The organism is Devosia polycyclovorans (genome assembly GCF_042181575.1).
GTDB classification, from domain to species: Bacteria; Pseudomonadota; Alphaproteobacteria; order Rhizobiales; family Devosiaceae; genus Devosia; species Devosia polycyclovorans.
This window is the reverse complement of record NZ_CP170082.1, coordinates 1760567-1785239: the sequence shown is the minus strand read 5'-3', so window position 1 is coordinate 1785239 and position 24673 is coordinate 1760567. Positions and strand designations below refer to the sequence as shown.

18 protein-coding genes are annotated in these 24673 nt (G+C 60.8%); 6 read left to right on the top strand and 12 right to left on the bottom strand.

The features are described 5' to 3' along the window. Positions 1–44: 44 nt before the first annotated feature. Positions 45–494 (top strand): host attachment protein, encoded by a 450-nt coding sequence (locus ACE4RL_RS08965; protein WP_375600150.1) that lies wholly within the window; start codon positions 45–47, stop codon positions 492–494. Between the two features lie 157 nt (positions 495–651). Here the strand turns inward: ACE4RL_RS08965 and ACE4RL_RS08960 are convergent, their stop codons facing one another. The 5 genes from ACE4RL_RS08960 to ettA form a co-directional block, all read right to left on the bottom strand. Next, on the bottom strand, positions 652–1494 hold the full coding sequence (locus tag ACE4RL_RS08960; protein WP_375600149.1) for an alpha/beta fold hydrolase: 843 nt from the start codon (positions 1492–1494) through the stop codon (positions 652–654). Beyond that, complete coding sequence (locus ACE4RL_RS08955) at positions 1491–1829, bottom strand: hypothetical protein (RefSeq protein WP_375600148.1); 339 nt, start codon at positions 1827–1829, stop codon at positions 1491–1493. The genes ACE4RL_RS08960 and ACE4RL_RS08955 overlap by 4 nt, the downstream gene beginning before the upstream one ends. A gap of 125 nt (positions 1830–1954) precedes the next feature. Then, positions 1955–2323 carry a response regulator gene (locus ACE4RL_RS08950; RefSeq protein WP_375600147.1) on the bottom strand — a complete coding sequence of 123 codons (369 nt, stop codon included), beginning with the start codon at positions 2321–2323 and terminating at the stop codon, positions 1955–1957. After that, a complete protein-coding gene (locus ACE4RL_RS08945) occupies positions 2316–3758 on the bottom strand; it encodes a sensor histidine kinase (protein ID WP_375600146.1) in 1443 nt (480 codons plus the stop codon). The genes ACE4RL_RS08950 and ACE4RL_RS08945 overlap by 8 nt, the downstream gene beginning before the upstream one ends. Before the next feature lie 317 nt (positions 3759–4075). Beyond that, positions 4076–5731: an energy-dependent translational throttle protein EttA gene (gene ettA, locus ACE4RL_RS08940; protein ID WP_375600145.1), complete on the bottom strand. Its 1656-nt coding sequence runs from the start codon at positions 5729–5731 to the stop codon at positions 4076–4078. Between the two features lie 220 nt (positions 5732–5951). Here ettA and ACE4RL_RS08935 point away from each other — a divergent pair, with 220 nt between their 5' ends. Next, positions 5952–7583 carry an alpha-amylase family protein gene (locus tag ACE4RL_RS08935; protein ID WP_375600144.1) on the top strand — a complete coding sequence of 544 codons (1632 nt, stop codon included), beginning with the start codon at positions 5952–5954 and terminating at the stop codon, positions 7581–7583. Between the two features lie 136 nt (positions 7584–7719). Next, the gene (locus ACE4RL_RS08930) at positions 7720–9873 is read left to right on the top strand and encodes an AI-2E family transporter (protein WP_375600143.1); all 2154 of its coding nucleotides are present in this window, start codon (positions 7720–7722) and stop codon (positions 9871–9873) included. On the opposite strand, the gene ACE4RL_RS08925 is transcribed toward ACE4RL_RS08930, so the two are convergent. The 7 genes from ACE4RL_RS08925 to ACE4RL_RS08895 form a co-directional block, all read right to left on the bottom strand. Then, positions 9870–12047 (bottom strand): FdhF/YdeP family oxidoreductase, encoded by a 2178-nt coding sequence (locus tag ACE4RL_RS08925; protein WP_375600142.1) that lies wholly within the window; start codon positions 12045–12047, stop codon positions 9870–9872. The two genes, ACE4RL_RS08930 and ACE4RL_RS08925, sit on opposite strands and share 4 nt — an antisense overlap. Positions 12048–12112: 65 nt before the next feature. Continuing rightward, a complete protein-coding gene (locus ACE4RL_RS08920; protein WP_375600141.1) occupies positions 12113–12928 on the bottom strand; it encodes an ABC transporter permease in 816 nt (271 codons plus the stop codon). After that, the gene (locus ACE4RL_RS08915) at positions 12925–13716 is read right to left on the bottom strand and encodes an ABC transporter ATP-binding protein (RefSeq protein ID WP_375600140.1); all 792 of its coding nucleotides are present in this window, start codon (positions 13714–13716) and stop codon (positions 12925–12927) included. The genes ACE4RL_RS08920 and ACE4RL_RS08915 overlap by 4 nt, the downstream gene beginning before the upstream one ends. 117 nt (positions 13717–13833) lie before the next feature. Then, positions 13834–14865 carry an ABC transporter substrate-binding protein gene (locus ACE4RL_RS08910; protein WP_375600139.1) on the bottom strand — a complete coding sequence of 344 codons (1032 nt, stop codon included), beginning with the start codon at positions 14863–14865 and terminating at the stop codon, positions 13834–13836. Between the two features lie 139 nt (positions 14866–15004). Next, positions 15005–15469: an Lrp/AsnC family transcriptional regulator gene (locus tag ACE4RL_RS08905; protein WP_375600138.1), complete on the bottom strand. Its 465-nt coding sequence runs from the start codon at positions 15467–15469 to the stop codon at positions 15005–15007. A gap of 436 nt (positions 15470–15905) precedes the next feature. After that, the gene (locus ACE4RL_RS08900; RefSeq protein WP_375600137.1) at positions 15906–16835 is read right to left on the bottom strand and encodes a response regulator; all 930 of its coding nucleotides are present in this window, start codon (positions 16833–16835) and stop codon (positions 15906–15908) included. Then, positions 16822–20190 carry an ATP-binding protein gene (locus ACE4RL_RS08895; protein WP_375600136.1) on the bottom strand — a complete coding sequence of 1123 codons (3369 nt, stop codon included), beginning with the start codon at positions 20188–20190 and terminating at the stop codon, positions 16822–16824. Before ACE4RL_RS08895 ends, ACE4RL_RS08900 begins: the two co-directional genes overlap by 14 nt. A 235-nt stretch (positions 20191–20425) precedes the next feature. On the opposite strand from ACE4RL_RS08895, the gene urtA reads away from it, so the two are divergent. From urtA to urtC, 3 genes are all read left to right on the top strand, one after another. Then, positions 20426–21721 (top strand): urea ABC transporter substrate-binding protein, encoded by a 1296-nt coding sequence (gene urtA / locus ACE4RL_RS08890; protein WP_375600135.1) that lies wholly within the window; start codon positions 20426–20428, stop codon positions 21719–21721. An 80-nt stretch (positions 21722–21801) separates the two neighbouring features. Beyond that, a complete protein-coding gene (urtB, locus tag ACE4RL_RS08885) occupies positions 21802–23421 on the top strand; it encodes an urea ABC transporter permease subunit UrtB (protein WP_375600134.1) in 1620 nt (539 codons plus the stop codon). 37 nt (positions 23422–23458) lie between these two features. Then, a complete protein-coding gene (gene urtC, locus ACE4RL_RS08880) occupies positions 23459–24670 on the top strand; it encodes an urea ABC transporter permease subunit UrtC (RefSeq protein WP_375600133.1) in 1212 nt (403 codons plus the stop codon). Positions 24671–24673: the final 3 nt, after the last annotated feature.

The following is a 24673-nucleotide window of genomic DNA, read 5'->3' as shown; positions in this document are numbered from 1 at the left end:
GACCCGCTCGCGCTTCGGACCCGTCCCAATACGAGGAGCAGCAGATGAAAAAGACAGTGACCTGGATCCTGATCGCCGATGGAACACAGGCCCGCGTCGTGGAACATACCGGCCCTGGAAAAGGCCTCACGACCGTCAAGGGCCTCGACTGGTCCATCCCGCCGCTCCAGACCCAGGACATCAATGCCGATCGCCCTGGCCGCAGCTTTTCGTCCGTTGGTCCGGGTCGCAGCGCGATGGAGCCCAAGACAGACCCCGCCGACCACCGCGAGGCCGAATTCGTCCGCTCCGTGGCCCACGTCATGGAGGACAAGGCCAAGTCGGGCGCCTATGACCGGTTGATCATTGCCGCCGCGCCACTCGCCCTGGGTAATCTGCGCAAGGTCCTGTCCGACCACGTCAAGAAGACCGTGGTCGCCGAACTGGACAAGGACCTCACCAACGTGCCCACGCCGCAATTGGACAAGCATCTGGATGGAATCATCGCGGTATAGGCACCGCACCAAAAGTCCAAGTAGTTCCAGAGAGTTACCGGAAGAACAGGAATCATCTGGCCAAGGCGTTGAAACATTGCACCAGCGACCGGAATCTCACTGTAAAGCGGTTGAATCAATGTGTGAGGACAGCAGTGCGAAGTGGACCTTCGCGCTGCTAGTCGTCTGAATCCTCTTCACTTTCCTCGCCGGAAAGCGCGTCGAGGAATTGCAGTAGCAAGGAGTTGACCATTTCCGGCTTCTCGATGCTGGGGATATGGGCAACACCCTCCAGCACCACGGCGAAGGCGTTGGGCATGGTCTCCGAAAGGGTGTCATGCCGGTCGATCAGCGCTGAGAAATCCTCGTCGCCCACGACCAGCAAGGTTGGCGCTGACAGGTCTTCCATGCTGTTCCAGGCGTCAGGCGCCGCCTCTTCCTGGGTCAGAGGCGGCTTGTTGAGCGCCAAGGCGTTCATGTCCAGGAACAACTCACGCGCGGCGCCGGTAACGCGACCGCTCTGGCTGCGTGGCCCGTCGAGCCATTCATGAGCCTGGACGCGGTTGAGCAGATCCATGTCGCCGCGCTCCCAGACATCCTCCTCGGCCATTTCGATGGCACGCTCTTCCGCCGTGGCGCTCCAGGGTGCTCCGGTGATCGAGGTGCCGATCAGCACCAGGCCAATGACGCGGCCGGGATGGGCCAGCGCGAAATCCACGGCCAGCTCGCCGCCCATGGAGCAGCCGACGAAGACGGCAGCATGGATGTCCATTTCGTCCAGGAGCGCTTCGAGGTCTTCGAGATGGCTGAACGGCTCATCAGGGCTGACCGTTTCGCCATAGCCACGCCGGTCATAGGCAATGGCATGCCAGCCGGCATCGGAGACCGCTGCCATCTGGGCAAGCCACATGCGCTTGTCGCACACGCCCGCATGGAGAAAGACGACGGGCAGCCCCTCCCCCTGCTCAAGCCCGGCCAGCGCGGCGCCGCCAAGCTCCAGAACGAAAGGCTCCGCGTTCATTGCACCAGGGCTGCGCAAAATTTCGTGCCGTCCTTGTCCCCCAGCCAGCAGCCGGGCTCCTCGGCAATAGGTGCAAAGCGGCCGAGTTCCTGCGGGTAGCGGCCCGGCTGCGGTTCGGCAGGAATGAGGTAGCCAAGGCCCTCGCCATCGGCTTCATGCGCAAACACGAATGTCTCTCCGCTCGGCAGGGCAAAGGTTATGCCACCACCATCAACAGTCACGTCGCAATCAAACAGGCCTTGGCCCGTGATCGAGCATTGTCCCGGCGCCCCGATGGCCGGAACGGCGAGGGCAAGGCTGACCAGCAGCGTCGCCCCCGTCACGAAATACTTCATACAGTCCCCCAAGAACCGGTCTGCGCGGAGCATGGCCCCACGCCGAGCAGTCTATTGCAGAAAGCTCAACAAACCCAACGCTTTTCACATGTCGGTGGAGGTTTGGTAAAGGCCGTTTGACCCGTTCAGGCGTCAGCCCCGAGCAGGCGGTCCAGCGCCCGCTCGACTTCGCTCTGGCTGTAGGGTTTGGCGATGACCGCATGGTCCCGCCATTCGGGCGGCAGACCATCTTTCCCGTAGCCCGTCGCAAACAGGATCGGCACGCCCCTGTCGGCCAGAATTCTGGCCGCCGGGAACACTTTATGCCCGCCGATATTGACATCGAGAATAGCAACGTCCGGCATGTCGACACTGGCCGCCAGCCGCTCGGCATCGGGCAGCCACATTGCCTGCGCCGCAATCGTCCAGCCGAGTTGATCGAGAATATCTTCGAGATCGATGAGAACCAGGGCTTCGTCTTCCACCACGAACACCCGGCGTCCGGCCTCAGTCAAAACGCGCCTCCCGCTCCTCATAGGCCGTCGCCGGAATGGACAGCCGGGCCTTCAGCCCGCCCGAACCATAGTCCAGCGCCGCCTTGCCATTCAATTCACCAGTCACAACCATATGCAGGAGCCTTGAGCCAAACCCCTTCCGGGTGGGTTCGACCGCCGTCGGCCCGTCGCTTTCCAGCCAATCGATCACCAATTGATCCGCGTCGTCCTGATACCAGGTCACGGCGAGCCGCCCTTCGGGTACCGATAAGGCCCCGTGCCTGGCCGCATTGGCCGCCAGTTCGTGCAGCACCAGCGCCAGGGCAACCGTCGTCTTGGCGTTCACCACCAGCACCGGCCCACCGAAATCCACCTGCTCACTACCGAACGCGCTCAACTCCTGTCGCACCAGATGTCCGATTTCGGTGTCACGCCAGTGCCGGTCGCTTAGCATGGTATGGGCGTTGGACAGCGCCATGATCCGCGCTTCGAGCGCGCGCTTGGCCTGTTCGAAATCGCTGCTGCTGCGCAAGGTCTGGCTGGCAATGGACTGCACAGTCGCCAGCGTATTTTTAACCCTGTGATTCAACTCGTCAATCATCAGGCGTTGCCGGCGCGCCGCGCGGACAGCCTCTGTGCGATCCATACCCTGCACGAAAACGCCGGTGATCTGGCCCGATCCATCCCTGATGGGATTATAGGAGAAATCGAGGAAGGTTTCCTCGGCAGGTTTGCCGGGATCGTTTTCCAGCAGCACCCGCTGGCTCGCGGCCGAATGGACATAGCCTTCAGTATACACGCGATCGAGCAGTTCGATGAATCCCTGTCCGACAATCTCGGGCAGAGCCTGCGCCACTGTCTGACCGATAACATTCCGGCCACCAATCAGTTTGATGTAGGAGTCCGAGGTGAAGGTGAACACGTGGCTCGGCCCTGACAGCACGGCAAAGAATGCCGGCGCCTCCTGAAACAGGCGCCGGAACTCGGCACTCGCTGCCTCGGCCTCACGCGTGCGCTCGATCAATCGCGTGGCTGCCGAAAGCGAGCCATAGGGCGGCATGGTCGCCTCGCGCATACGCACCAGCTCGGTGACGTCGACCGTGTTTTGCATCAGGTGCTGCACTGTGCCATCGGGCCCGGCCAACGGCACATGCACCGCGGTCCAGTAGCGATTGGTGACACTCCCGTCGGGGAGCACCAGGGGATAGTTGATATAGGCGATGGTATCGGGTTCGCCCGTGGCGAATACGCGCTCGAAAGACTGGCGCAGGCGCTTGCCCTCTTCCCCCTCATTGGGGAACAGATCGAACAGATTATTGCCCTTGAGCGCAGCAAGCGGGGTCCCAACCACTGCCTCATAGGCAGGATTGGCAGCGACATAACAAAGGTTGCGATCCAGAATCATGAACGGGCTGGGCAGCGCCTCGAATATGCGCGCAAAATCCAGCTCAGCCATGCCTCAAGAACCCCCAAAGTCGCAGAAAGAAATAATCCCGCCGAAGCGTTCCAACGTAGGGGCTGGAGGATGGTTCCGGTGGTACGGAGCTTTTTCGAAGTTTACGGGAATACGGATAAATCGAAGTATTGGTGAGCGGGCGTAACCGGCTCCCCGTCGATAGACGTCGCCCGCCGGTCCGCCGTGAACTGCCCACTTGCCAAACTTGATCGACTCTACTCGCCGCCACCCGCCTCGAGTACCGCGCAATCGCATCGCGAGCATGATCCCCGCAAGAGGCATCGCCAGACTCTTTGACGATGCCTCGCAGCGATATTTTACCTTGTCAGCGGCTTATATGTCGCGCGCTTCGGGTTGACCGCATCGGCCCCAAGCCTACGCACCTTGTCAGCTTCGTAATCCTGGAAGTTGCCTTCGAACCATTCGACATGGCTGTCGCCTTCGAAGGCCAGCATGTGGGTCGCAAGGCGATCGAGGAACATGCGGTCGTGGCTGATGATCACGGCGCAACCGGCAAATTCCTCCAGCGCTTCTTCGAGTGCTGCAAGGGTTTCGGTGTCCAGATCGTTTGTCGGCTCGTCGAGCAGCAGGACATTGGCGCCAGATTTGAGCATCTTGGCCAGGTGCACGCGGTTGCGCTGCCCGCCCGAAAGATTGCCCACCTTCTGCTGCTGGTCGCCGCCCTTGAAGTTAAACGCCGAGGTATAGGCGCGCGAGTTCATCTCGCGCTTGCCCAGCATCAGGATGTCGTCGCCCTCGGAGATTTCCTCCCAGACGGTCTTGTTGGGATTGAGCGCGTCGCGGCTCTGGTCGACATAGCCCAGATGCACATTTTCGGCGACGGTCACCGTACCACTGTCGGGCTTTTCCTGCCCGGTCAGCATCTTGAACAGGGTCGTCTTGCCCGCACCATTGGGGCCAATAATGCCCACAATGCCGCCGGGCGGCAGCTTGAACGACAAATTGTCAATCAGCAGGCGGTCGCCAAAGGACTTGCTGAGGTTCTCGACCGTAATGACATTCTGCCCGAGACGCTCGCCGGGGGGAATGATGATCTGAGCGGTCTGTGACTGGGTGCGGGCCTCGTTGAGCTTGACCAGCTCGTCATAGGCCTTGATACGCGCCTTGGACTTGGACTGCCGCGCCTGGGGAGACTGCCCCATCCATTCGCGCTCGCGCTCGAGCACCTTGGCGCGGGCGGCGTCCTCGCTCTTTTCTTGCGCGAAGCGCTTCGCCTTGGCCTCGAGATAAGCCGAGTAATTGCCCTCATAGGGCACGCCGCGGCCACGATCGAGTTCGAGAATCCAGCCCGTGACATTGTCGAGGAAGTAGCGGTCGTGGGTGATGATCAGCACCGCGCCTTCGAACTCGCGCAGGTGCCGTTCCAGCCAGGCCGTGGTCTCGGCATCCAGATGGTTGGTCGGTTCGTCGAGCAGCAGCAGATCGGGCTTGCTCAGCAACAGCGCGCAAAGCGCCACGCGGCGCTTTTCACCACCCGAAAGATTGGTGACATCGGCATCGCCGGGGGGGCAGCCAAGCGCCTCCATGGCCACCTCGACCTGGGATTCGAGATCCCACAAATTCTGCGCGTCAATGACGTCCTGAAGCTGGGTCGCCTCGTCCGCGGTCTCGTCCGAATAGTTCATCATCAACTCGTTATAGCGGTCGACGATGTCCTTCTTTTCCTTGACGCCGGTCATCACATTGCCCAGCACGTTGAGCGCCGGATCAAGCTGCGGCTCCTGGGCCAGGTAGCCGACCTTGGCGCCATCGGCAGCCCAGGCTTCGCCCGAAAATTCGGTTTCGATGCCGGCCATGATCTTGAGCAGGGTCGACTTACCCGAGCCATTCGGGCCGAGAATGCCGATCTTGGCGTCGGGGTAGAAGGAGAGATGGATATTATCCAGCACCTTCTTGCCGCCGGCATAGGCCTTACTCATTCCGTGCATGTGATAGATGAACTGGCGCGCCATGGGCGATGAACCTCGTAAAGGGTGTTCGGGGATTGGCGCCTATGTAGGGCAAGCGGCCTTGCGGAGCAACGGGGGCCAGTGGTCACGCCCGTCATCCGCATCCACCAAGCGCGAGCCGGCGCCGGCTGGGCGGCGGCAAAGGGGCTTGGCGCCGACCCCAAGGCAGGTGGAACAAACTCGCCGGAGCGCGAGTTTGTCCTGAAAGCGTCAGGACCACAGCATGGCCAATCTATGGTACAAAAACGCGATCATCTATTGCGTTGATGTCAAAAGCTTCATGGACTCCGATGGTAACGGGACGGGCGATTTCGCCGGCCTCGCCGATCGCCTCGATCATCTTGAGCGCTTGGGTGTCACCTGCGTTTGGCTCAACCCATTCTACCCGTCCCCGCGCCAGGACAATGGATACGACATCTCAGACTATTACGGCATCGATCCGTCGCTAGGAACGCTGGGAGACTTCGTCGAGTTCATGCAAGCCGCCAAGGATCGCGGCATGCGGGTCATCATCGATCTGGTGGTCAATCACACATCCGACCAGCATCCCTGGTTTCAGGCCTCGCGTTCCGATCCGAATTCGCCCTATCGCGACTGGTATGTTTGGAGCGACGAAAAACCGGACAACATTACCGAGGGGATCGTTTTTCCTGGCGTTCAAAAGGCCACGTGGACCTATGACCGGACCGCCAAGGCCTGGTACATGCACCGCTTCTACAAGTTCCAGCCAGATCTCAATACCACCAACCCGGCCGTGCGGCAGGAAATCCTGAAAATCATGGGATTCTGGTTGGCGCTGGGCGTATCCGGATTTCGCGTCGATGCCGTGCCCTTCCTCATCGAGCCGCGGGGCGTCAAAACAGACAAGCCGGTCGTCGATCCTCACGCCATGCTGACCGAAATCCATGACTTCCTGTCCTGGCGCAAGGCCGAAGCCATTCTGCTGGCCGAGGCCAATATCAGCTACGAGGAAGCCCCCGACTATTTCGCTGCCGGCGACCGCATGACCATGGTGTTCGACTTTGTCGGCAACCAGCAATTGTTTCTCTCCCTGGCCCGAAAGACGGCCTCACCACTCCGCCGCTCGCTGGCCGCACGCCCCGAGCCGGAAGGGATGGGGCAGTGGGCCGTTTTTCTGCGCAACCACGACGAGCTCAATCTGGGCAACCTGACCGAACAGGAACGCGGCGAATGCTTTGCCGCCTTCGGGCCGGACCCGGACATGCAGATCTACGATCGCGGCCTGAGGCGGCGGCTAGCCAGCATGCTCGACGGGGACGAGACCCGGCTCAAGATGGCGTTTTCGTTGCTGCTGGCCCTGCCCGGCACCCCGGTCATATGGTACGGCGACGAGATTGGCATGGGCGAAAATCTTGCATTGCCCGAGCGCGAGGCTGTCCGCCTCCCAATGCAATGGTCACCCCGGCGCAATGGGGGGTTCTCGGAGGCACCAAAGGAACTGCTTGTCCGACCCGCCAATGACAAGGGCAAGCTTGGCTATCAAAATGTCAACGCCGCCATGCAGACCCAACACCGCGACTCCTTCTTTCACGCCATTGCCGACATGGTATCGGCGCGCCGGTCGTCGCCCGAAATCGGCTGGGGCGGGGTCGAGATCATCGATGTGGGAGACGATGAACTGCTGGTGCTCTCCAGCAGCTGGCGCGACAATCGCATCATCACCGGGCATAACTTCACCGACAAGCCAAAATCGTTTCACCTGAAGGATGAAGGCATCGAAGAGCTCATGCCGATGCTCACCGATTCCCCCACCGGCCCGATTCGAGGCGACGGCGAAATCACGCTGTCTGCCTATGGCTACTGCTGGCTGCGCTGCAATGGTGAGCGACGCTGAGGCCAGGCCTCAACGTCCTGCAATCGTACAGTGAGAGAGCGGCGATCAGCCGACACTGCCGTCCAGGTTGAGCCAGAAGTGCCCAACGGAACTATGCCTGTGTTGCGGCATTAAGACGGGGAACGAGGGACCGGCCGTGTCCGACCATCAAACATCCAGCGCTTTCTCAAAACGTCGACCCAGCGCCCTGGAGAGCATTGCAGCATTCGGGATCATCACCGTCCTGCTCTATTTCGGAGCGGGTATTTTTGTGCCTTTGGTTCTGGCGACGCTACTGGCCTTCGCGCTCAATCCACTCGTTTCCTGGATGAACAGGCGCTTGGGACTTCCTGATGCGGTCGCGGTCATTCTGGCGGTATTGCTGGCCTTTGCCATAATTGCTGGCTTTGCAGCGCTTGCCGGCGCCCAGATCAACGGTCTTGCTCAGGAGCTGCCGCGTTACCGCCTCATCATCCAAGACAAGCTGACCTTGCTGCAGGATCAGTTCGGCGGACTTGTCTGGCTGGACCAGATCAACGGCATGCTCAGCAATGTTGAGCAGAACCTGGAAGACAATCCCACGCCTGGCGAAAGGCAACCCGTACCGGTCACCATTTCCAACGAGTTGGGACCGCTAAGCATTCTCACGTCGATCTTGGGCTCGATCGTGGGGCCTGTCGCCACCATAGCCATCATCGTCGTCTTTCTGATTTTCCTGCTGCTGGGTCGAGCTGACCTGCAGGATCGGTTTATTCGGCTCGTCAGCGCCGGCCGCTATTCTCTGACAAATCTGGCGATATCTGATGCAAGTCGCCGTGTCGGCCGCTATCTCATCGTCCAGCTCATGGTCAACATTACCTATGGGACCATTTTCGGCGCTGGTCTGTGGTTGATCGGCGTCCCCAGCGCCCCGCTCTGGGGCCTGTTGATTGTGCTTTTCCGCTACATTCCCTTTGTCGGCGCGCTCATCATTGCCGTAGTGCCATTTGCCTTGGCCTTCGCCGTCGATCCAGGCTGGAACATGCTTTTGCTCTCGATAGGCCTGTTTCTTGTCATCGATCTCACCACGGCCAATGTGATCGAGCCTCGGCTCTACGGGTCCAGCACAGGCGTCTCGCCACTTGCCATTCTTCTCTCCGCCATGTTCTGGGCGACGCTCTGGGGACCCGTCGGGTTGATCCTGGCGACGCCCATGACGGTCTGCCTGGTGGTGATTGGCCGGCACCTCCCGCAATTCCACTTTCTGGAAACGCTTCTGGGCAGCGAGCCCGTACTCAAACCACCCGAACGACTATACCAGCGCATGCTCAAGGGTGATGCCGAAGATGCATTGGAGACCAGCGAAGAGTTTCAGGATGAGCATGGAAGAAAGGCGCTGGTGCGCGACCTGATGTTGCCGGCGCTTCGCCTCGGCACAGCCGAACTCTCGGATCGTCCAGAGTCGGTGCCTCAACGTCGTAGGCTAATCGAAGCATTCGAAATGGTTGTAGAAGTCGCGCTAGAACCGGTCTGGACCGACACCGCCCCAATTCTGATTGTCGGTGGGCGCACCGAGATCGACGAAGCGGCAGCGCGTCTTGTCGCGATCGAGCTGGCGGAGAGCGGGGTGAGTGCGCACGTATTGCCGCCTGGCGCTATCCGTCAGGAGGCCATCGGACGGCTCGACCTGGACCAGGTGCGCACCCTTGTCTTGGTGTTCATGGGAACAGATGTCCGGGCGCAAAGCCGATATGTGGCTCGCCGCATTCGAAAAATGGCCCCCAACGTTCACATCGCCGCCTGTTTGTTCAACGAACTTGCAGGGGCAGAAAGCGCTGACACCCTCCACGTCGACACTGTGCTGCGTGACTTCGACAGCGCGTTGGAGCGCATCGGCACACTCCACATGCCCGCCAGCCAACCAAACGTATCCCCGAAAAAGTCATTCTCCGGACTTGGCCGCGGCGACGATGAACTTGGTCAGGCCCTCGATGCAATTGCCGAACGTTTCAATGTTCCCGCTGCGATCATAAATCTTCTCGATGATGACCGACATCGCGAGGACGAGGGTTCGTACCACCTTACCAAGATGGTGGTCGAACATGATGAACCGCTGATCGTTCACTCAGCCTCGCCTCACGACGGCGCGCGCGACAACACATACCTTGTGACGAATGGCATCGACTTCTACGCTGGAGTGCCTCTGGGCTCACCCGAGTCAGGCAAGGTTGGTGCGCTCGTACTACTCGATTATGAGCCGCACGAATTCTCCGACGAAGACATTGAGCGGCTCCGGAATGAAGCGGACGAGCTGGTAAAGCGCTTTGCCTAATTCTGTGCAGGCACAACAACCACCGGCACGGACTTGAAGGCGGGGGTCTTGCTGCGCGGATCAACCGCCTGCCCCACCAGCACATTGGCTTCCGGATAATAGGCCAGCACGGAGCCTTGCGGCAGATCGAATTGGGTGGCGATGCCGCGCATTTCTCCGGCTTCGGACCGCACCATCACCGCCTGCCCCTCGACCAGTCCGCGCGCGGCCATGTCGTCTGCATTGAGGAAAATCGACTCTCGCCCTGCCCGGCCGCGATAGCTGTCGGTTTCCTCGTAGATGATCGAATTGAACTGCCCCTCGCTGCGCATGCTGGCCAGCATCAGGCGGCCCGGTGTCTGTTCGGGCACGGGTGTCACCACAAAATGCGCCTTTCCATCTGCCGTGCCGAACGAGGGCGCATGCAGCACGCGATTGCGACTGTGGAACTCGCGCTTGGCTACATCAATATCCGCCAGTTGTTCCATGCCCGGCACAATGGCAGCGATGGCATCGCGCAGCTTTGCGTGACCGGAGAAAGCTGCAAAATCTATGGGCGATTGCGGCAGCATCCGCTGGCCCAATTGCCCCAGGATCCAACTCTCGGGACGCACGGTCTCGATGCGCCGAATGCCCCCATCGGACAGACGCACGAAGTTGAACATGGATTCCTGCGTCGTCGGCTCCCATTCCTCGTCGCGCGCCGTGACCGGCAGGATCATCATCTCCCCCTCGCCCACGCCATGCACATGGCCCTGATTGAGCGTGGTGGTGAGGAACAGCTTGAAGCCGATATTGGCCATAGCTCGGGAGGAAAAGGCGGTGTCCGGTGTCGCGGCCCAGAGATTGCCACCCATGATGACAGCGGCGTCGACATCGCCAGCGGCCGCCTTCTGCATGCAGGCCATGGTGTCGAGCCCCTTTTCTTCCGGAAAAGCGACGCCAAAGGCCTCCTGCATGCGATCGAGCACATCGCGCGCCAGCACCGGCTTGACGCCAATGGTACCGATGCCCTGCACATTGGAATGGCCGCGCAGGGGCAACAGCCCGGCGAAGCGACGCCCGATCATGCCCCGCAGCAGTGCCAGATTGGCAATAGCCTCGACATTGGCCACGCCGTGTACGTGGTGAGTCATGCCCATGCCCCAGGCGAAGACGGCATTCTTCGCGCGGCCATAGGCGGCGGCCACACGCTCGATATCCGACCGGGACAGACCGCAGACTGCAGTGATTGTCTCCCAGCTCAGTGCATCGAGATCGGACTTGAAGCTTTCGAAGCCGGTGGCGTGCGATGAGATGAAATCGCGGTCTGCGGTCCCCTGTTCGAGGACGGCCTTGCAGAGGCCCTTGAACAGCGCAATGTCGCTGCCGATGCGTGGCTGCAGATAGTCCGACGCAATCTCACTGCCGCCCTTGAGCATGGACAATGGCGATTTCGGCACGGCAAATTTTACCAGCCCCGGCTCCTTGGCCGGATTGATGACGATGACCTGCCCGCCCCGTTCGCGGCAGTTCTTGAGCATGTGAATGAAGCGGGGATGGTTGGACGAGGGATTGGCGCCAATGACGAAGATAAGGTCGGCACCGGTCAGGTCGTCCAGCTCGATCGTCGCCGTGCCGGTGCCGATGGTCGTCTTGAGGCCCTCACTGGTCGCCTGGTGGCAGTAGTAGGAGCAATTGTTGACATTGTTGGTGCCATAGGCCCGCGCCAGCAGCTGGAAGAGGAAGCCCGCCTCGTTGGATGAGCGGCCCGAAGAATAGAAGAAGCTGCGCTGCGGATCGGTCTCGGCGAGGCGATGGGCGGCATGATCGAGCGCCGCATCCCAGTCCAATGGCTCAAATCGGCTGGCACCGGCCCGCCGGAACAACGGCGTGCCCAGCCGCCCCAGGGATTCCATCTCCTTGCCGCTCAATTCGGCCAGATCGTCAATGGTGTGCTCGAAAACCAGCGCAGGAATGGGCGGCTGGATATCGGTGGACTGGGCCTGCACCGACTTGTTGCAGACCGAAGGGAATTCGCCCAGCTCATTGGTCATGCCGCCCTGCTGGCCGCCCATGCCATAGGCGCAGGCCTTGCAGGTGTTCTTGGCGGTCAGCGCCTTGGCAGCCTTGCCCACCCCGATCCGGTTGATGGTCGAGAGGGTGTAGAGAACCTTCTTGGGTCCCCCGCCCACGATGTGGCTGGTATCGGTCAAATCATTTCTCCTCGCCCCATTGTTCGCCAGCGGCGGGCATTGGGGCAAGGGAAATGCTTGCGCGATCAGTTCGACATTGTCGAGCGGTGCGCCCAGCCGGTCATGCGTTTCTCGATCCAGGCCATCAGCGCATACATGGCGATGCCTTCAACGGCTAGCATCAGCAGGCCCGCAAAGACCAGCGGCACGTTGAAATTAGATTGCGCCGACGCCATCATCTGGCCCAATCCCGAATTGGACGCGACGGTTTCACTCACCACCGAGCCGACAAAGGCCAGGGTGATCGCCACTTTCAGCGAGCCGAAGAAATAAGGCATGGAGCGCGGAATACCGACCTTGAGCATGATGTCGAGCTTCTTGGCGCCGAGCGCCCGCAGCACATCCTCGGTTTCCGGCTCGATGGTGGCTAGGCCTGTCGCCACATTGACCACGATGGGGAAGAAGGAGATCAGGAAGGCGGTCAGCACCGCCGGCACCGTACCGATACCGAACCAGATTACCAGGATCGGCACCAGCGCCACTTTGGGAATGGCATTGAACCCCACCATGATCGGGTAGAGCCCGGCATAAATGGTCTTGGACCAGCCGATGAACAGGCCAATGCCGAGACCGGCCACGATGGCAATCAGGAAGCCGAGCACGGTTGTGTAAAGCGTTTGCACCGAATTCTTCCAGATCGGCGACCAATATTGGAAGATGGCTTCGAACACCCGCGTTGGCGCGGGCAGGATGGTGTGCGGCAGGCCGGAAATGCGCGCGCCCAGCTCCCAGATGACGAACAGCCCGATGGTGTAAAGCACCGGGGACAGCCGCACCCAGTTGATCTTGATCGCTGGTTTGGGAGCCGCTGCGACAGGCGTTGTGGTTTGGGTGGTGCTCATGCTGCAGCCCTCGCGGTGGCAATTTCTCCGTGCAGCTTCTGCACCATGTCGTTGAACGCCGGTTCATAGAGCAGTTCGAGCTGACGCGGCCGCGCAAAGGGCACGATATGCTCGGAGATGATGCGGCCCGGACGCGCGCTCATCACCACGACCTTGTCGGCCAGGAACACGCTTTCGCGCAGATCATGGGTCACCAGGGCAATAGTGACGTCTTGGGTCGCGTGAAGGTCACGGATGACGCACCAGAGCTCCTCGCGGGTGAATGCGTCCAGCGCACCGAACGGTTCATCGAGCATCAGCAGTTCAGGTTCATGGATCAGCGCGCGGCAAAGATTTGCCCGCTGCTGCATGCCGCCGGACAATTGCCAGGGAAATTTTTCGCCGAACCCCTTGAGGCCGACGGTTTCAAGTAGCTTTTCCGCCTTGGCGACATATTCCGCCTTGTGCGCACGCAGCCGGTGGCGATGGCGCTCGACGATCTCGAGCGGCAACAGGATGTTTTCCAGCGTCGTGCGCCAGGGCAGCATGGTGGGATTCTGGAAGGCCATGCCCACGATCGATACCGGCTTGGTCACCTGGCTATTGGCTACAATGACCGAGCCAGACTGCGGAATATGCAGCCCCGTCGTCAGCTTCATGAGGGTGGACTTGCCGCAGCCCGAGGGGCCGACGACAGCGACAAATTCGCCGCGCTGAATTTTGAGATTGAGCCCACTCACCGCCAGCGTGCCATCCGGCCCGCCATAGCGCATGTCGACATTTTCGATTGAAACCAGGGGCGAGGCCATAGGCGTCTCCAGTCAAGGCAGAACAGGACCGCCCCGAAACCATTCCCGTTCCCTCGGAAGAATGGCTCGGGGCGGATGACCCGGGCGTCCCTTATCGCCCGGGAATGCAAGCCGCTATTAGGGCAGCATGCGCTCCTCTGCCGGGGGCAGATACTGCGCATCGAAAATATCGGCGGCAGTCACATTGCCCTGTAGGCCCATCGAGATCTTGAGCGTTTCGATGGACGCGGCCAGCCGCGCCTCGTCGATGCCGCCAAAGCCATTCTCGACGACATATGGCGTCTTGATGTTCATCTCATTGGCCATTTCCAGGCGCTCGGTCTCGGTGTTGATGTCGAGAATTTCGTTGCGCGCCAATACGGCGGCAGCCCCGGCTTCCGGATCCGCCACGGCGTCGGCAAAACCCTTGGCCAGCGCCCGCAGGAAGCCCTTTACGGCTTCCGGATTTTCCTCGGCAAAGGCCTCATTGACCATGATGGCATTGCCATACAGGTTCAGCCCATGATCGGCGAAAAGCAGCGGCACAATATCCTCGTCCGGCACCCCATTGGCCTTGAGGTTGAGGATCACCGAGAAAGCGAAACCGAAAACGCCATCCACGTCACCCGAAGCCAGCATCGGCTCACGCACCGGGAAGCCGATGGATTCTAGCGTGATGTCGCTATCATCGATCCCGGCAGCCTCCTTGAACGCTGGCCATTGAGCAAAGGCGCCATCCGGCGGCGGTGCGCCCAGCGTCTTGCCCTCAAGAGACTTGGGATCCTCGGTGATGCCCAGCGACCTGCGACCCACCACCGAGAACACCGGCTTGTCATAGACCATCATCACCGCCTTGACCGGCTGGGACGGGTCTTCGTCCAGAAACTTGATGAGCGAATTGATGTCTCCGAAACCAAGCTGATAAGCACCGGTTGCGACACGCGGGATAGCCTCGACCGAGCCGTTGCCGACATCAATGGTCACGTTGAGCCCTTCATCGGCAAAATAGCCGTTGTCCTGGGCAAGGAGGAAGCCAGCGGCAGGGCCCTCGAAGCGCCAGTCCAGAGTAAACTTGATGTCGGTCTGCGCCAGGGCGGGCAGCGTCAGACCGGAAACGGACAGTCCGGTTGCCAGAGCAAGGGCTGCGGCGAAGTGGCGGCGAGAAAGCATGATGATGACGTCCCCAGTTTGTTGTGAGGAGAAATCAAGCGCAGCCAACACCACGGTGCAAGTGATTTCTGATCATTTTGACATCAGTCAGTACTGCTGCCCAATTTCTCGGCATTATGCCGCCTCTGTGTCGATCATCTCAGATCGGCAAGCCTGAACGCGCTTTGACCCGTCGGATGCTCATATTGGAATGAATGCGCGCAACGCCCGGTAGCCGCGCGCTCAAGCGGCGATGCAGACGCTCGAAATCCTCGTGGTCACGACAGATCACCCGCAGGATATAGTCGGATTGACCGGCCATCAGATGGCATTCGAGCACTTCGGGAATGTCCAGCACGGCTGCCTCGAAGGCTTCGAGCGCCGCCTCGCTCTGGCTGGTCAGCCCGACCTCGATGAAGAATTGCATCGCGAACCCAAGGCGGCCGGCATCGAGCTCGGCGCGGTAGCCTTGTACGAGTCCGGCCTCCTCCAGCGCCTTGATGCGCCGGTGGCAGGCAGATGGAGACAGGCCAACCGTCTCTCCGAGAACTTGAACACTGCGATTGGAATCGCGCTGCAGCTCGCGCAACAATTTCCGGTCTGTGGCATCGATCTGCGGGGGCAAGGCTTCCGGTCTCCAGAAAATTCGTCAGTTGACTGACAAATGTGCCCCCGCGGAATGCGTTGACAAGCACCCCGCGGGATATCCCCCGTCCAATCCTCGAGATGAGATGAACTTAGTAAACGTAAAGTACCAGAAGGATTCCTATTTTATCCTCAAATGAGGAAAACAATCTGCGGACAAATCAGTAGTTGGGAATCCCAATAAAAAATAGGGCGCGAAACCGAAGTTTCGCGCCCCTCCGGGGCGGCCAACAAAGGAGCGTCAACCTTTGCGGCCGACCGCCGATCGGATGGTGGAGGCTCTGTTGGCGATCCACCATAGCGGGTCCGGATCATCCAAGGCGTCCGGTTCGCTTGCTCAACGACCAGACATGCGACCGGTTCCCGGCAATCGGGATCACATTGCGATTGTGAATTCTGCAGGAGGTAATGCGCTGCTAAAGCTCGAACGGCGCCTGCAGCGACTGGATTGCCTTGATGGCCGCCGAGGCACGGTTTTCCACGCCCAGCTTGGCGTAGACCTGCTCAAGATGCTTGTTCACCGTGCGCGGGCTGAGGCCCAGAATATCGCCGATATCCTTGTTGGACTTGCCGCGCCCGATCCAGAGCAGCACTTCGCTTTCGCGCTGCGTCAGACCGAATTGCTGGCGCAGGACCTCTTCCTGCCCCTCCTCCTGGGCGCGCGCGATGCGGAAGAGATATTCATCCCCGCCCACAACGCCCAGAAAGGCGAATTGGAGTGCTGACTTTTCGCCGGTGCTGAGATCAAATCCGCCTCCCGGCGCCGGTCGATCACCCTCCGCAGCATGCCAATCCGCAAAGCAGCGGGACATGGTCTGTTGCAGCCCCGATGCACCTGCGGACAGCTCGAGTAGCCGATTGGCCTGTGGCGTGGACCAAAGCACGGCGCCGTCCATGGAAAACGCCACCAAATGCCGGCCTGCTGCATCCAGGGCAATTCGAGCGCTCTGCGCACGCCGCGCATTGGCCAGATGTACTCGAATGCGCGCGCGCAGCTCGTCCACGCTGATCGGCTTGGAGAGATAATCGACACCGCCGCTCTCCAGGGCATGAACCACGTGCTCGGTCTCGGTCAGACCCGTCATGAAGATGATCGGCACATGGACCAGTGGTGGCAGGGCCTTCATGCGCTGGCAGGTTTCGAACCCATCCAATCCCGGCATCACCGCATCCATAAGCACCACATCGGGCGTCACGCGCTCAACGATCTTGAGCGCCGCTTCGCCACTGCGCGCCACCAATACGGTCACGCCGGCCTGTTCCAACGCCGTGGTTAGAAAGCCGAGCGATTCAGGAGAATCGTCGACCAGAAGGACGATATCCTGCTCCTGCTCAATCCGGCTCATGGCCCACCCGCTCCAGAGTTTCCGCAAAGCCGTCGAAATCGAATTCCTGCATATGCCGTTTCAATGCCTCAACCAGCGGCAGATTGGCCGGATCGGCCGCCAGCTCGGCCAGCTTGTCATCAATGCCCCTGACATGGCCGATTTGACTGAGTGCGGCCAGGTCACGCAAGTGTTCTGCGCCCGGAGACCGCATTTTTTCCTTTGCGCCGCGGTCCCTATCGGGGTCCACATGCACCCATTCCAGGGCCAGATGGGCGCTCAGCCGGTCAATGAGCTGGCTGAGGTCAAATGGCTTGGCCAGCGTATCGCTATGCCCGGCATCAGCGCTGACCGGGTTGGCCCCGTCGCCGATATTGGCCGATAGCATGATCAAAGGCGCCGCCACGCCCCGCTCGCGCAACACCCGCACCAGATCCCACCCACTCATGCCCGGCATGCGGATATCGATGAAGAACAGGTCAGGCGAGTTGCCCTCGAGCAAGGCAAGGCAATTGGGTCCGTCCGCTGCCGCTAACACGTCAAAGCCCAGCGGGCTCAACATCTCCCGCATCAGCTGACGATGATCGGCATTGTCGTCCACCACCATGATGAGGCGCCGCTCCCCAGCATAGCCCCTGATCTGGCGCGCCGGAGCCGCACGGTTGGCGGGGCGTTCCACTTTGGTCAGCATCAGCCGCACCTGAAAACGCGTCCCTTCCCCGACTGCGCTTGAGACGGTGATTTCGCCACCCAGCGTCTCCGTCAGCAGCTTGGTGATGGTGAGCCCCAGACCCAGCCCCGGCGCGAAGCGGTTGCGCTCGGCCTCTCCGCGCACGAAGGGCTCGAAGACATGATCGAGATCCGCCGCAGCAATGCCGCTGCCGCTGTCCTCGACGGAAAAGCTCGCCACCTGCATCCGGTATCCGACTTTGAAGCTGATGTGGCCGGTGCTGGTGAACTTGATGGCATTGGAGAGCAGGTTGACCAGAATCTGGCGCAAGCGCTTCTCGTCGGTGCGCACATAATCGGGCAGCGCCCGGGCACGCTCGTGGCGGAATTCAAGCCCCTTGGCTTCCGCCTGCAGACGGAACATGTCCACGATCTGGTCGAGGAAGTCCTGGATATTGACCTCGCTCGAATAGACCTGGAGTCGACCCGCCTCGATTTTGGAGATGTCCAGCAAGCCATCGATAAGCCCGGAAAGATGCTCGGCGCTGCGGCGAATGACCTGGGCCGAGCCGCGCCGGTTTTCCGGCAACTGCGCGTCGCGCTCAAGGATTTGCGCATAGCCCATCACCGCATTGAGCGGCGTGCGCAATTCATGGCTGAGGCCTACCACATAGCGGCTCTTGGCCTGATTGGCGGCCTCGGCCTTCTCCTTGGCGCGCTGCAATTCGGCGTCGGTTTTCGAGTGCGCGTCGATTTCCTTGAGGAGCAACGTATTCTGACGCGAGCTTTCCTCCTCGGCCACCAGGCGACTGTCATGCGCCAGCACCAGGAACCAGGTCATGACCCCAGCGGCGACCGCAAAGACAAAGAACACCACCAGTAGCGTGCCGCCGACGACATCGGCGGTATTGGGCGCAGAGCGACTGGCAAAATAGTAGATCAGCCCCAGAATGCCGCCCAGGATCGCCGTGGCAATAGCCATGGAAATGCCATAGCGCCCCAGGCGGGACCGTAATTTGTCGATGGCCCATTGCGGCAGGATACTCGCCGCCACCGCATGGGTCTGCGCGCGGAAATGCGCGTGTGGCTTGCACATATCGTGGCAACGCGCATCGAGCGAGCAGCACAGCGAACAGATGGGCGCCGCATAGGCCGGGCACCAGGCCATGTCCTCGGGCTCGAAGGGATGCTCGCAGATCGAGCAGGTAAGCGTTTGCCTGGACTGCCACTGCTTGCGCGGCTTGCGGGCGAGATAATACTTGCCCTTTGTTGCCCAGGCGATGGCCGGTGAGGCGATGAAGCAAACGATCAAGGCGATATAGGGTGAGAGCGCCGAGGCCATCTCTCCAAAGGCCCCGAAATGGGCGGTCAGGGCGATGACGACGGACAGGAACATCGAGCCGACGCCGACCGGATTGATGTCATAGAGATGGGCGCGCTTGAACTCGATGCCCGGCGGCGCCAGGCCCAGGGGCTTGTTGATGAACAGATCCGCCGAAATCGAGCAGAGCCAGGCCATGGCAATGATCGAGAAGATGCCCAGCGTCTCTTCGAGCAGCCGGTAAATGCCCAGTTCCATTAGCAACAGCGCAATGGCGACATTGAACAATAGCCAGACGACGCGCCCCGGATGGCTGTGCGTCAGGCGCGAGAAGAAGTTCGACCAGGCAAGCGAGCCGGCATAGGCGTTCATCACATTGATCTTGAGCTGGCTGATCACCACGAACACGGCCATCAGCATCAGTGCCACGAACTCATTGGGGATCATGTAGCCAAACGCCACGGCATACATATGCCCAGGTTCGGACGCTTGTTCGGGCGACACCCCTGCGGAAAGCGCGAGGAAAGCGAGAAATGAGCCGGCGATCAGCTTGGGCGCGCCGACCACCACCCAGCCGGCACCTGCGAGAAAAATCCCCAGCTTGTGCCGCCATTTTGGCGCCCCTCCGGCGGGCAGGAAGCGCAGGAAGTCGACCTGCTCGCCGATCTGGGTCATCAGCGCCAGAATGACCGCCGAGGCCGCGCCGAATTTGGCGATGTCGAACGGCGCGATACCGCCCGCAATGCCTTCCGGCTGCCCCAACCCTGCAAAGGCGCGCCAGAGATCGAACTTCTCCCAATCCATGAAGGCGATGAAGAAGAAGGGCAGGACGTTAAGCAAGATCCAGATCGGCTGGGTCAGCATCTGGAACGAGGAGATCATGCGGATGCCATGCGTCACCAGCGGAATCACCACCAGCGCCGAAATGATATGGCCGATCCAGAGCGGAATACCGAAGGCCAGCTCCAGCGCGCTCGACATGATCGAGGCCTCGATGGCGAAGAGGATGAAGGTGAAGCTGGCATAGATCAGCGAAGTGATCGTCGAGCCGATATAGCCAAAGCTGGCGCCTCGGGTGAGCAGGTCGACATCGACGCCGTGCCGGGTCGCGTAGCGCGAGATCGGCACGCCAACCAGCAAGATGGCGATGGAGGCGACGAGAATCGCGATCAGCGCATTGGAGGTGCCGTAGCTGAGCGTGATCGCCCCACCGATCGCCTCCAACGCCAGGAAGGAAATGGCGCCGATGGCGGTCTGCGATATCCGGTCATTGGAGAAGCGCCGGGCCGACTTGGCGGTAAAGCGCAAGGCGTAGTCTTCCAGGGTCTGGTTGGCCACCCAGCGATTGTACTCGCGCCTGACCGGGATGATCCGTTGCCGTGCCATGCAAGCCTAAGCCTTAACCAGTTCGCCGAGCTGCTCAAAAATTCGCCAGCTCCTCAATAGCACAGAATCCGGAAAAATCACGCGGTTATTCAGGGCGTTCCGCCAATATCCGGAATCAACGCGACAGGCAGTTACGTCAATCGACGTATAGGGCGAACCTTTGGAGATGTCCCAGTGTGCCCCCAGGACGCCTCCCGGTGTCTTGAGGGACTCAACAGGTCTAGAGGGACAACACATGACAAAATTCAGCGCGAAAAGCGCTCTGCTCGCCGCCGCTCTTGCTGGCAGCGTCTCGCTGTCTGCAGTGCCGGTCATGGCGCAGGACGACACCATCAAGGTCGGCATCCTGCATTCGCTTTCGGGCACCATGGCGATCTCGGAAACCACGCTCAAGGACACCATGCTGTTCCTGATCGAACAGCAGAACGCCAAGGGCGGCGTCATGGGCAAGATGCTCGAACCCGTCGTGGTCGACATTGCCTCGGACTGGCCGCTGGCCGCCGAGCTGGCCCGTCAGCTCATCGAAGTCGATGAAGTTGATGCGGTGTTTGGTTGCTGGACTTCGGTCTGCCGCAAGTCGGTGCTGCCGGTCTTTGAAGAACTCAATTCGCTGCTCTTCTACCCAGTGCAGTACGAGGGTGAAGAATCCCAGCGCAACGTGTTCTACACCGGTGCCTCCCCCAACCAGCAGGCCATCCCCGCCGTCGACTACCTCATGAATGAGGAAGGCGTCGAGCGCTGGGTTCTGGCCGGCACTGACTATGTCTACCCCCAGACCACCAACAAGATCCTGGAGCAATACCTGCTCGACCAGGGTGTGGCCGCCGAAGACATCATGATCAACTACACGCCCTTCGGTCATTCCGATTGGCAGACCATCGTCTCCGACATCAAGGCTTTTGGTTCAGCCGGCAAGAAGACCGCCGTGGTCTCCACCATCAATGGCGACGCCAACGTGCCGTTCTACCGCGAACTGGGCAACCAGGGCGTGATGGCCGAAGACATCCCGGTCGTGGCCTTCTCGGTCGGCGAAGAAGAACTTTCCGGCTTCGACACCACACCGCTGGTCGGTCACCTGGCCGCCTGGAACTACTTCATGTCGGTCGATACCCCGGAGAATGAAGAGTTCATCGCCGCCTGGCAGGAGTTCATCGGTTCGGAAGACCGCGTCACCAATGACCCGATGGAAGCTCACCTGATCGGCTTCAACCTCTGGGTCGCCGCTGTCGAATCTGCCGGCACCACCGACGCCGACGCCGTCATCGACGCCATCGTCGGCCTCGAAACCCCGAACTTGACCGGTGGCGTCGCCAAGATGCTCCCCAACCACCACATCACCAAGCCGGTGCTGATCGGTGAAATCCAGGACGACGGCCAGTTCTTCGTGGTCTGGGAAACCGAAGACCTCGTGCCGGGCGATGCCTGGTCCGATTTCCTGCCCGAGAGCGCCATGCTCGATGCCGATTGGACCGCCCCAATCAACTGCGGCAACTACAACACCGAAACCGAGAGCTGCGGCTCGGCGATGTAAGGCTTTTTTGCCTGACCTGGGCAGGGGCGACGTCGCCCCTGCCGACTCGACTTTCCCGAACGACAAGGACTTGCCCCGCGATGCTGATCCTCCGCGCTCTCCGCCTGGTGCTTCTGGCCCTGCCGTTCCTGCTGCTGCCTGCAAACACGCTCCGCGCACAAGATGCAGCGACAGACATTCCCGCCGCGATCCAGGCTATGGGCGAGGCGAACCTGCGCGAACTCAAACAGATTGTCGCCGATCTCACCGCGACCGGTAGCGACACGGTGGTTCCGGTTCTGACCGCCCTGGGCGATGGCAATCTATATCTCGAAGAAACCTCGGGCGTCGTCCTGATCGAACGCGGCTCGGCCTATCTCGACCCACTTACGGGCGAGACCGTCGATCTGCGGGCCGATGCAGATCTCTCCAAGATCCGCGTCAATAATGGCTTGCGGCGCGATATTGCAGCCGCCCTGGCCGGCATGACGCTGATGAGTGACAATCCGGCCCGCCGCCTCACCGCCGCGCAGGGCTTTCTCGCCAATCCCGATCCGGCAAATGTTGCCTTGCTCGACGAAGCCATCGCTGCCGAAGCCGACGCCAAAGTACTTGCCGCCATGCAGGCCGCTCGCGCCGTCACTATTTTGGGCGATGAGGAGCAAAGCATAGAGGATCGTCGGGCCGCCGTGCCGTTAGTCGCCTCGGGCGCCGGCCGCAATGCGCTGACCGTCCTCAATGCGGCGCTCAATGACGCGCCCGGAGAACTGGCGCCGGCGATCCAGTCGGCCATTGCTGGCCTCGAACAGGAACGCGCCATCTGGGGTGCGCTGCAAAATGTCTGGTTTGGCCTCTCGCTCGGCTCGGTCCTGCTGCTGGCCGCCATTGGGCTGGCCATAACCTTCGGGGTCATGGGCGTGATCAACATGGCACATGGCGAAATGGTCATGTTGGGTGCCTACACCACCTTTATCGTTCAGTTGGTCATTCGCCAGAACTTTCCCGGCCTGCTCGACTATTCCCTACTCATCGCCCTGCCCTGCGCCTTCCTGGTCACCGGTGCGATCGGGGTCGGCATCGAGCGCGGCATCATCCGCTGGCTCTATGGCCGTCCGCTTGAAACCCTGCTCGCCACCTGGGGCCTGTCGCTGATCCTGCAGCAGACCGTGCGCTCGATTTTTGGTCCGACCAACCAGATGGTCATCGCCCCAACATGGATGTCGGGCTCGACCGAGTTCTTCGGGCTCTCGATCACCTATGGCCGGTTCTGGATCGTCATCTTCGCGCTGATCGTATTCTTCATGTTGCTGCTGATCCTCAACCGCACGCCACTCGGCCTGCAGATGCGCGCAGTCACACAAAACCGCCGTATGGCCTCTGCCATGGGCATTCGCACGCCCTTTGTCGATGCCATGACCTTTGGTCTCGGCTCCGGCATTGCCGGCCTCGCCGGCGTAGCGCTGACCCAGATCGACAACATCTCCCCCAATCTGGGCCAAAACTACATCATCGACAGCTTCATGGTCGTGGTCTTTGGCGGAGTCGGTAATCTCTGGGGCACGCTGGTCGGCGCGCTGACCCTGGGCATCGCCAACAAGTTCCTCGAACCCTATGCAGGGGCCGTGCTGGGCAAGATCCTGATCCTGGTACTGATCATCCTGTTCATCCAGCGACGTCCTCGGGGTCTGTTCGCTCTCAAGGGAAGGGCAGTGGAACAATGATCGTCTTGCCTCCCCTCCCGACCCCCGGAGACCTAGCATGCTGACCCAAGCCCTGTTCCGTGCGCTCGACAAGAAGGCCATCTGGGTCATCGCCATCTTCATGGCCGTCGCGGTGCTCGTGCCCATGGCCAACCTTCTGATCCCGCCGGGTCAGTTCGGCCATGTCCCGACCTACCTTGTCTCGCTCATGGGCAAATATCTCGCCTATGCCATTCTCGCCCTCGCCCTCGACCTTGTCTGGGGTTATTGCGGCATTCTCTCGCTCGGGCACGGCGCCTTCTTCGCCCTGGGCGGCTATGCCATGGGCATGTACCTCATGCGCCAGATCGGCAGCCGGGGCGTCTATGGCAATCCGGTTCTGCCCGACTTCATGGTGTTCCTGAACTATTCCGACCTGCCATGGTTCTGGCTCGGCTTCGACAATTTCTGGTTCGCCATGCTCATGGTGGTCTTCGTGCCGGGGCTGCTGGCTTTCGTGTTCGGCTTTTTCGCCTTCCGCAGCCGCGTTACGGGCGTCTATCTTTCTATCATCACCCAGGCGATGACCTTCGCCCTGCTGCTCGCCTTTTTCCGCAACGATATGGGCTTTGGCGGCAATAACGGGCTGACCGACTTCAAGGATATTCTGGGTGTTTCGGTGCAGGCGCAAAGCACACGTGCCGCGCTATTCGCTGCAACCGCAATCGCCCTGGCGATCTCGGTGCTGGTCTGCTCGGTGATCGTCAATTCCAAGCTGGGCAAGGTGATGGTCGCGGTGCGCGATGCGGAAAGCCGGACGCGCTTCCTCGGTTATCGAGTTGAATATGTGAAGCTCTTCGCCTTTACCGTCTCGGCGATCATGGCTGGCATCGCTGGCGCGCTCTATGTCCCGCAGGTGGGGATTATCAATCCATCCGAGTTTGACCCGGCCAATTCCATCGAAGTGGTGATCTGGACGGCCGTGGGCGGGCGCGGCACGTTGATCGGCCCGATCATCGGCGCCATCGTGGTCAATCTGGGCAAGTCCTGGTTCACCACTACCCTGCCCGAGCTTTGGCTGTTTGCCTTGGGCGCGCTGTTCGTCTTCACCACGCTGTTCCTGCCCAAGGGCATTGTGGGCCTGTGGCACCAGGCGTGGAGCAGGACGCGCCGCAGAACTGAGCCCGCGGAACGGCCGGCCCCACCCACGCCCGCCCAGTCCGCAGATATCGAGCGCGGCGAAGACCCCGCCAGCTTCGGCCACGGCCCCCAACCCAAACCGGCGGAGTAAAGG

Excerpts from the sequence above, each read along its gene's own strand:
- ACE4RL_RS08965 (WP_375600150.1), top strand. The coding sequence starts at position 45 with ATGAAAAAGACAGTGACCTGGATCCTGATCGCCGATGGAACACAGGCC.
- ACE4RL_RS08960 (WP_375600149.1), bottom strand. The coding sequence starts at position 1,494 with ATGAACGCGGAGCCTTTCGTTCTGGAGCTTGGCGGCGCCGCGCTGGCC.
- ACE4RL_RS08955 (WP_375600148.1), bottom strand. The coding sequence starts at position 1,829 with ATGAAGTATTTCGTGACGGGGGCGACGCTGCTGGTCAGCCTTGCCCTC.
- ACE4RL_RS08945 (WP_375600146.1), bottom strand. The coding sequence starts at position 3,758 with ATGGCTGAGCTGGATTTTGCGCGCATATTCGAGGCGCTGCCCAGCCCG.
- ettA (WP_375600145.1), bottom strand. The coding sequence starts at position 5,731 with ATGGCGCGCCAGTTCATCTATCACATGCACGGAATGAGTAAGGCCTAT.
- ACE4RL_RS08935 (WP_375600144.1), top strand. The coding sequence starts at position 5,952 with ATGGCCAATCTATGGTACAAAAACGCGATCATCTATTGCGTTGATGTC.
- ACE4RL_RS08920 (WP_375600141.1), bottom strand. The coding sequence starts at position 12,928 with ATGAGCACCACCCAAACCACAACGCCTGTCGCAGCGGCTCCCAAACCA.
- ACE4RL_RS08915 (WP_375600140.1), bottom strand. The coding sequence starts at position 13,716 with ATGGCCTCGCCCCTGGTTTCAATCGAAAATGTCGACATGCGCTATGGC.
- ACE4RL_RS08910 (WP_375600139.1), bottom strand. The coding sequence starts at position 14,865 with ATGCTTTCTCGCCGCCACTTCGCCGCAGCCCTTGCTCTGGCAACCGGA.
- ACE4RL_RS08900 (WP_375600137.1), bottom strand. The coding sequence starts at position 16,835 with ATGAGCCGGATTGAGCAGGAGCAGGATATCGTCCTTCTGGTCGACGAT.
- ACE4RL_RS08895 (WP_375600136.1), bottom strand. The coding sequence starts at position 20,190 with ATGGCACGGCAACGGATCATCCCGGTCAGGCGCGAGTACAATCGCTGG.
- urtA (WP_375600135.1), top strand. The coding sequence starts at position 20,426 with ATGACAAAATTCAGCGCGAAAAGCGCTCTGCTCGCCGCCGCTCTTGCT.
- urtB (WP_375600134.1), top strand. The coding sequence starts at position 21,802 with ATGCTGATCCTCCGCGCTCTCCGCCTGGTGCTTCTGGCCCTGCCGTTC.
- urtC (WP_375600133.1), top strand. The coding sequence starts at position 23,459 with ATGCTGACCCAAGCCCTGTTCCGTGCGCTCGACAAGAAGGCCATCTGG.